The sequence below is a fragment of the Ruegeria sp. YKSD163 genome (genome assembly GCF_059612905.1).
The window spans coordinates 35,282-41,512 of sequence record NZ_JBXWRM010000028.1 but is presented as its reverse complement, the minus strand read 5'-3'; the positions used below and the strand labels follow the sequence as shown (position 1 = coordinate 41,512).

Annotated in this window: 5 protein-coding genes and 2 pseudogenes; 5 read left to right on the top strand and 2 right to left on the bottom strand. The window is 57.5% G+C overall.

Going from position 1 to position 6,231, the window contains the following annotated elements; all coding sequences use genetic code 11:
• From AC2FNA_RS22330 to AC2FNA_RS22315, 4 genes and pseudogenes are all read left to right on the top strand, one after another.
• Positions 1-112, top strand: a pseudogene (locus AC2FNA_RS22330) (ornithine cyclodeaminase family protein); the annotation flags it as partial.
• Positions 111-362, top strand: a pseudogene (locus tag AC2FNA_RS22325) (CoA-transferase); the annotation flags it as partial. The pseudogenes AC2FNA_RS22330 and AC2FNA_RS22325, both read left to right, overlap by 2 nt.
• A gap of 106 nt (positions 363-468) precedes the next feature.
• Positions 469-1,563, top strand: a complete 1,095-nt coding sequence (locus tag AC2FNA_RS22320) for a benzoate/H(+) symporter BenE family transporter (protein WP_496830379.1) — start codon at positions 469-471, stop codon at positions 1,561-1,563.
• Positions 1,564-1,705: 142 nt separating this feature from the next.
• Positions 1,706-2,590, top strand: a complete 885-nt coding sequence (locus AC2FNA_RS22315; protein ID WP_496830377.1) for a phosphate acyltransferase — start codon at positions 1,706-1,708, stop codon at positions 2,588-2,590.
• Positions 2,591-2,648: 58 nt separating this feature from the next.
• Here the strand turns inward: AC2FNA_RS22315 and AC2FNA_RS22310 are convergent, their stop codons facing one another.
• Entirely contained in the window at positions 2,649-4,580 is a 1,932-nt protein-coding gene (locus tag AC2FNA_RS22310) for an FAD-binding monooxygenase (protein WP_496830375.1), read from the bottom strand.
• A 57-nt stretch (positions 4,581-4,637) separates the two neighbouring features.
• Between AC2FNA_RS22310 and AC2FNA_RS22305 the strand changes: the two genes are divergently transcribed.
• Entirely contained in the window at positions 4,638-5,156 is a 519-nt protein-coding gene (locus AC2FNA_RS22305) for a MarR family winged helix-turn-helix transcriptional regulator (RefSeq protein WP_496830373.1), read from the top strand.
• A gap of 797 nt (positions 5,157-5,953) precedes the next feature.
• On the opposite strand, the gene AC2FNA_RS22300 is transcribed toward AC2FNA_RS22305, so the two are convergent.
• A complete protein-coding gene (locus tag AC2FNA_RS22300) occupies positions 5,954-6,178 on the bottom strand; it encodes a hypothetical protein (RefSeq protein ID WP_496830371.1) in 225 nt (74 codons plus the stop codon).
• Positions 6,179-6,231 lie beyond the last annotated feature (53 nt).

Below are 6,231 nucleotides of genomic sequence, written 5' to 3'. Positions count from 1 at the left end.
CTGCAACTTTCCCGTGGTGCGCGAGGCCCTCGGCCACGAGGACGCGCTTTACGGCTTCAAGGGAGGGTTTGACCGCGCTGGCCAGACACTGGGCCTGAAAGTGGGCGGCTATGGGCGGTGCGATGGATCTTGTCGCGGGTGTCGGTCGCGTGGTTGTCGTCATGGACCACACCAACAAGCATGGCGAAAGCAAGGTTCTGAAGGAATGCACGCTGCCGCTGACCGGCAAGGGCGTTGTCGACCGCATCATCACCAACCTGGGCGTGCTGGACGTGACCGAAAAGGGTCTGCACATCGTCGAGTGTGCCGATGGTGCCACCCGCGACGATATCATCAAGGCGACAGAGGCAACGATTGTCTGACACGGCAGGACATCAAGGGCTGCGCCTGCGTGACATCTCCGGCTCCGCGATCGGGGCCGGTTTCCTGGCTGTCCTTGTATCCTACGCAGGTCCTCTTCTGATCTAGCTGAGCGCTGCGGAAGCGATGGGGATCTCGAAGGAAGGTTTTTCGTCCTGGGTGTTCGCAATTTCCGTGGCAGCTGGCCTGTCGAGCATCGGGCTCAGCCTGTGGTTCCGTGTTCCGGTTGCGATGGCATGGTCGGCCCCTGGCACGGTCCTTCTGATCTCTCTTGGAACATCCTTGTCACCCGCCGAGATGGTCGGCGCCTACATCGCTGTAGCTGCGGTTCTGGTCCTCATCGGCGTTTCCGGCGTATTCGAACGTCTTGTGCAACTCCTGCCGCCTTCGGTGACCAATGGGATGTTGGTTGGCATCCTTTTCGGGTTCGGCCTGAAGGCCGCCGGAGGATTGGCCACCGATCCCGCCGCAATTGCGCTTCTGATCGTCGTCTTCGCTGTTTGCTCGATGGCCTTTCCCCGATATTCCATGTTGGTGCTGCTGGCCTCGGCATTGTTGATCAGCGCCGTCTTCTACGATGCCTCGATCGGAGCAGTGGGCGTGGTTTTCGCGTCTCTTGAAGTCAGCGGACCGGTCTTTTCAACGGGGGCCATGCTGAGCCTGGCATTGCCTTTGCTCATCACAACATTGAGTGGCCAGTACCTTCCGGGTATGGCGATCCTAAGGGCCAATGGCTTTCAGGTTTCGGCAAATCCGATCCTGATTGTTGGCGGCCTTGTCTCTGTCCTGGCCGCGCTGTTTGGCGGTATCACAACCGCTCTGGCCTCGATCACGGCAGCCTTCTGTACTGGATCAGATAGCCATGAAGACCCCGGTCGCCGTTACGTCGCCGGCATCGCCTGTGGCGCCTTTTTCTGTCTTGGCGGCATTTTTGCCGGAACTATCGTTGAAGTCCTGGTGCTATTGCCGACTGCCCTTATTGCCCTTCTGGCTGGTCTCGCGCTTTTGCAGCCAATCCTGAAATTCACCAGTGCGATGCTGGCATCTGACGATGCTCAGGCCGGGCTGCTCACGTTCCTGTTCACCGCATCCGGTGTATCCCTGTTTGGGATCGGTTCAGCGTTCTGGGGTGTGGTCATTGGGATCGCCGTCCACTTTCTGGGCAGGTCTGCGGCGTTGTTTTCGGGCGGCACAGACACCTGAGAATTCTAAAATTCAACATATGAAGGCTGGTGATGGAGAGGCGAACGGACGTCCTGCCAAACCGCCTGGACAAGGAAAAACCCTGACGACCGATCTGAAAACAGAAGCGCTGAATTATCACTCGCGGGGGCCTGCCGGAAAGATGCAGACCCTGCCGACAAAGCCCATGACCACCCAGCACGACCTTGCACTGGCTTACAGTCCCGGTGTTGCGTTTCCGTGTGAAGAGATCGCTGCGGACCCGAGCGCTGCGGCTTTGTACACCGGACGCTCGCATACCGTCGCGGTGATCACGAACGGCACTGCGGTCCTGGGTCTCGGCAATATCGGCGCGCTGGCGTCGAAGCCGGTGATGGAGGGCAAGGCAGCGCTTTTCAAGAAGTTCTCAGGTCTCGACTGCGTTGACCTTGAGGTCGATGAAACGGACCCGACCCAGTTCATCGAAGTCGTCGCGCGTTTGGAGCCAAGTTTTGGCGGCATCAATCTCGAAGATATCAAGGCCCCGGAATGCTTTGTCATTGAGAAGGCCCTCAAGGAACGTATGGGCATTCCTGTATTCCATGATGATCAGCACGGCACGGCCATCGTTGCCGCAGCAGGGATCCTGAACGCCCTGATCCTTGTTGGAAAGAAGATCGAAGACGTGCGGATCGTGGCCAATGGGGCAGGTGCCGCATCGCTTGCCTGCCTTGACCTGTTGGTCAGCTTCGGGGCGTCGAAGGACAATATCATCGTTTGCGACAGCAAAGGGCCAATCCACACAGGGCGCGACAATCTCGATCAGTACAAGCGCGCCTATGCGCATTCGCCATTGACGGGTTCTGCCAACCTTCTTGTGATGGCCAATGCGGATGCGGCGCATATCGCATTGAACCTTCTGCGTGAAATGGGCGAAGGGGTGCCTGTCGGACCGATTCTGATCGGTGCCGCACGGCCTGTGCACATTGCCTCGCAATCCGTCAGCGTGCGCGGGCTTTTGAACCTGACCGCCTTGGCTGCCGTCGATGCAGCGGGATCGAAGACATAACCCGAGGCTGTGCCCGGAATTGCCAAAAGATCTATGCCGAGGCAGCGCCTCGGCTTGCCTATGGGTGATCTTGTGGCGTGAGTATCCCGTTGAAGAAGACAGACAGCTCGTGGAATGCATCCAATGTCAGGACATGCGCGACATACTGATCGGGGCGCACGATGATCAGACAGCCGCTTGCTCGGTCGATCCCGCGCATGTCGTAGATGTCGTCGCCCAATTTGTGATCGACACAGAAGACTTTCTCGAAATCGCGCAACCTGTAGCGCCCCTTCGCAGGTCGAAGCAGAGACGGCATGTTTTCATGCTTCAGGGATTTGAAGTCTTGTTGGAACACTGCGCGCAGGTCGAACAGGGCGTCGATGTCTTCATCCTTGCGCGTGAACCGCTGAACGGGCGAGGCGGGGTCGTTTTCCAGCCAGCTGCAAAGCCGTTCGATCGCGCCACCCTTGGTGCCTACATCGTCTTGTCCAGCAAAGGCATAGAGGCGCCATCGTCCATCCGCCTCGGCCACGTGACCGAGCTGCAAGGGCTTGGCGTCTGACAGCCGCAGCACCGGGGCGGAGTGGAAGCGTTTTCCGAGGATCTGGCCGGTCGCAAGGCACTGCTGTGTCGTATCCGCGATGATGCGTGACGGATCGTATCGGACGGCAAGGCCACCGGTGAATTCGAGGTTCTCGATGAACTGCTTCTGAAAGCGCGGCATGTCGGTGCCGTCCAGCTCGGATTCGCTCGGTGGTGCGCTCATAATGCGGGCCCATTTGTGATCGGTTTCGACCAGACGCCTGGCCTCTTCCAGCCGTTCGGCGGAATAGCTGTGCAGCAGGCTCGCATCCGCGCGGCCTGTAAGGACATGGGCCAGTTTCCAGCCGAGGTTGAAGGTATCGCCCATGGAGACATTCATACCCTGACCTGCTTTGGGGCTGTGGGTGTGGCAGGCGTCGCCAGCGGTGAAAACCCTTGGATTGCGCGTGGCTGTCTCGCCTTCGGGCACGTCGTCGAACTTGTCGGTCAGGCGGTGGCCGATTTCGTAGATCGACCACCAGACCACCTCTTTCACATCGATCGTATAAGGTCGCATGATCCGGTTCGCCGCGGCGATGATGTGTTCGGACGTCAGGTTCCGGTTTGCGACGCGTTCGTCGGGGTTGAGTTTGTCCAGTTCGACATACATCCGAAACAGGTAGCCGCCTTCGCGCGGGATGATCAGGACGTTACCTTCCTTGGTGGATTGGATCAGGCATTTGCGGCGCAGGTCCGGAAAATCGGAATTCGCGAGAATATCCATCACGCCCCACGCCTGATGCGCCGCGTCGCCATGCAGTTTGCCGCCAATCGCCTTGCGCACAGTGCTGCGGGCCCCGTCGCACCCAACGACATAATTCGCGCGCACGGTCATCGTGTCACCCGGACCGCCATCTGCCTGAACGCGTTCCAGCGTGACGGTGACGGGGTAATCCTCTGTGCCTGTGTCGATTGCGAGATCCACGACCCGCACCCCGTAGTGCGGCTCCAGCCGGGTCGGGGACTTCTTCATTACATCAAGAAACAGCTGGTGAATGCGCGCCTGGTTGACGATGGTGTGCGGCATCTCTGACTGGTCATCTGCCACATCCTGCGCGATCCCAACACGCGTGATGTGATCGGTGTTCAAGGGATCGGGTTTCCAGAACGTGGTCTGGTTCACCCAGTAGGCCTCGCGCTTCACTTTGTCGGCAAAGCCGAAGGCCTGGAACATTTCCATCGACCGCACATTCACGCCGTCCGCCTGTCCCTTTTCCATCGGGCCTTGCTTGGGCTCGACAATCATCGTCGTGATCTCGGGAAAACCTGCCAGCTGCGCCGCAAGGCAAAGCCCGGCGGGCCCGCAGCCGGCAATCAGGACGTCAACGGTTGCAGGCATAGCACCACCATGTGGTTGCTCTCGACCTGGGGCAGGGGCCTTGAGATCCGGATCGCCGGGCCGGAACCCGTCCACATAGTACTGCATTGTTTTCTCCAGGATTCGTGCTGCGTCTAGATTTAGTATTAGTACTTACTATATCGCATGAAAAAAGGTATGTATGCATACCTTTTTGAGTGTACTAACGAAGTGGCTGGAACCGAAACAACCACACTCAGGAAATCTGGTATGAACGTCTTTAGCATGGCTGGGCATTTGATCCGCCGATTGAACCAGTTGTCGACCCAAGTGTTCATGCATCGCATGCAAGCATCAGGATACGACCTTACTCCGGTTCAGTTCGCTGCACTCGATGCCATCGGTGCGACCCCTGGACTGGACCAGGCAAGCGTTGCGGCAAGAATTGCGTATGACAAGGCGACAATCGGTGGCGTCATCGACCGGCTGGAACAAAAGGGTTTTGTCGAGCGGTCCGTCAGCAAATCGGATCGGCGCGCCCGAGAGGTCAGGCTCACAAACGATGGGGCAAAGGCCTATGACGAGATATTGCCGATCGTAAAGGAACTTCAGGCGGAGATACTCGCGGGCCTCGAGCCTGAGGAACAGGACCAGTTCATAAGGCTGGCCACCAAGGCCATCGGTGCTACCGAAGCATCTGGATAGCGGTCTAAAGGTTGCCGATCTCCAACTGCACTGAGTGTAACATTGAATCCAGTCGGTTCAGCAGCCGTATGTCGGCCCATCGGTGAATCCGACCAGCAGTATTCGTCGATGTGAAGCGACTGAAGCCTGCGTTGAAATCGTCATCGATGGAGGATCGGACCGACTCCGTAGCGACCCGATGTGGGTATTCTGGGTCAAGTCGCCTGAGGTGTTTGCCTGTCGGTTTATGTTCCCCAGTCGGTTCCACGAGCACCGACACATTTCAACGTGCCAGTCTTACCGTGCCGCCGAATGGCAATCTGATCGAGCCAGGCGACGGAGCCGTCTTTCCGCTTGCGCTTGATGATGCCACCCATGGCGTTATAGCATGAGGTTTCTTCTACAACATTTATTATAAATCACACTGGAAATGGGTGGAAATTACAACAAATCAGACAAGAGCAAGGCTGATGGGGTGGGTGATAAGTCTCTGATAAAGATAGAAATATGGTATTCTCAGCGTTTCACGCTTGTCGGTTGCGCCCATGATGGCTGGAACGGGCGGTCTAATTTTTCCTTCTTGTTCTGAAGGCTTTGTCTGGACCTTTTGGGGCATTTTGAAAAAATTGTTGTAACTTTCGAGCGCCGGTTTGCTGACCCCTTACTCTTCCAAAACATGTGAGCGCTTTGGCCAGCTTATCCCGCGATCCTCCTGTCGCCGAGCAAAGACGGAGAAGCGGCCAAATATTTCGGTCATCGTGCCACGGAGCGCTGTTTCATGTTGAGCGGATCTGGCCGAGAAGAAAAAGTGGCTATTTTCAGAGGCCGTGCGCGGCTTTGACCGGCGCGCAGGAGTATCCCGGACTGACGCTCCACATGCCGACGGTTTCATCGACAACCTCGTGCCTATCGATATCCGTCAGTCTAGCGCCCTTTCCGTCAACAAGAATTGCCGGAGGCGTGGCACGGTTTTGGGCGGGGCTGGTCATCGGATGCCAGAATGTTCTGGTACTGTTGGCCTTCAGAAATTTTTCGCCTTTCATTCTGATGCTCCTGTCGGTCAATTGATGACGCTTTGCAGGGCGCGCGATCTGAT

Coding starts and splice junctions, on each gene's coding strand:
- AC2FNA_RS22315 (WP_496830377.1), top strand. CDS start 1,706: ATGCAGACCCTGCCGACAAAGCCCATGACCACCCAGCACGACCTTGCA.
- AC2FNA_RS22310 (WP_496830375.1), bottom strand. CDS start 4,580: ATGCAGTACTATGTGGACGGGTTCCGGCCCGGCGATCCGGATCTCAAG.
- AC2FNA_RS22305 (WP_496830373.1), top strand. CDS start 4,638: ATGAAAAAAGGTATGTATGCATACCTTTTTGAGTGTACTAACGAAGTG.
- AC2FNA_RS22300 (WP_496830371.1), bottom strand. CDS start 6,178: ATGAAAGGCGAAAAATTTCTGAAGGCCAACAGTACCAGAACATTCTGG.